The sequence below is a fragment of the Microbacterium umsixpiens genome, assembly GCF_053543675.1.
This window is the reverse complement of sequence record NZ_JBLVOH010000027.1, coordinates 18,200-19,250: the sequence shown is the minus strand read 5'-3', so window position 1 is coordinate 19,250 and position 1,051 is coordinate 18,200. Positions and strand designations below refer to the sequence as shown.

At 67.6% G+C, this 1,051-nt stretch carries 2 protein-coding genes and 1 pseudogene; 2 read left to right on the top strand and 1 reads right to left on the bottom strand.

All coding sequences use genetic code 11. The features are described from left to right. The first annotated feature begins 60 nt into the window (after positions 1-60). Complete coding sequence (locus tag ACNPM4_RS02860; protein ID WP_258134278.1) at positions 61-192, top strand: hypothetical protein; 132 nt, start codon at positions 61-63, stop codon at positions 190-192. A gap of 60 nt (positions 193-252) precedes the next feature. Beyond that, the gene (locus tag ACNPM4_RS02855; protein WP_029262377.1) at positions 253-456 is read left to right on the top strand and encodes a hypothetical protein; all 204 of its coding nucleotides are present in this window, start codon (positions 253-255) and stop codon (positions 454-456) included. Positions 457-655: 199 nt separating this feature from the next. Here ACNPM4_RS02855 and ACNPM4_RS02850 read toward each other — a convergent pair. Beyond that, a pseudogene (locus tag ACNPM4_RS02850) lies at positions 656-1,051 on the bottom strand (hypothetical protein); the annotation flags it as partial.

Below are 1,051 nucleotides of genomic sequence, written 5' to 3'. Positions count from 1 at the left end.
TGCCGGGGCCGGCAGGGCGAGACTGAACTCCCCATCCCTTTCGTCCGAACGGAGTCTCTGATGTCAGATCCGCAGAACAACCACGATGACCAGCCCCTCGTCGACGCCGTCGGCATCGACCCGGACATGCCGTCCACCGATGACGACATCGACGAGGACGACGATATCGACGTCGCCGACCAGGACGAGTGACCTGATTCGCACGTGCGCAACCCCCTGGCGTTCTCTTCCGGAGCGTCGCATCCTCGGGGCATGACACACCCAGACGACATCAAACAGCCCCTGGACCACCTGCCTCCCCTCGAAGAGCGGGACAAGGCGATCGAGATCGAAGAGCCGAGCTATCCGACCTCCGAGGCACCCGTCGGTGAGACCCACGCCTCGCCCGAAACAGCGGCCGAACCCGGCAAGCCGAACCGGCACGGCGTCGACAAGCTCCCACCCGGAACGAACTGACGCTGAGGACCGGCGGTCAAGATCATCGGCATCGTCCTCTCCGGCTGCGCCACCGCCCTCGCGGAGGACATCCGCTACCGCGAGGGCCGCCCCGTGGAGCGGATGAGCATCAAGGACACGTCGAGTATCGACGGCCTGATCCACCTCACCGTGACCTCGGCCTGCATCGTCGAGTAGCGGGCCGTCCGGGCCGGAGGATCTAGCCGTCGCCCCGCTTCTCCGCCTCTTTCTGCACCTTCTCCGCCTGCTTCCTGGCCTCTTCATCGGCCTTCTGCTGCGCCTTCTCCGCTTCCTTGGCCGCTTTCTCGGCGGCTTTCTGCTCGTCGGTCGGCTTCCCGCCGCCGGGCTCGGTGTCTTCGGCGGGCACGACCGGCACGACCGGCTCAGCAGGCTGGTCCGGAGCGTTCACGGGTGTCGTGGAAGGCTCCGGAGTCGTCGCGGGAGACTGCTCGGTGTCGACGGTGTCGGTCACCTCCGGATCCACGGGGCCGAGGCCCGACAGCCACACCCCGGTCAGGACGGATGCCGCGACCACCGCGACCACCGCGCCGCCGATGATCCCCCGGCGACGTCTGCGAGCCTTTCGAGCTGTCCG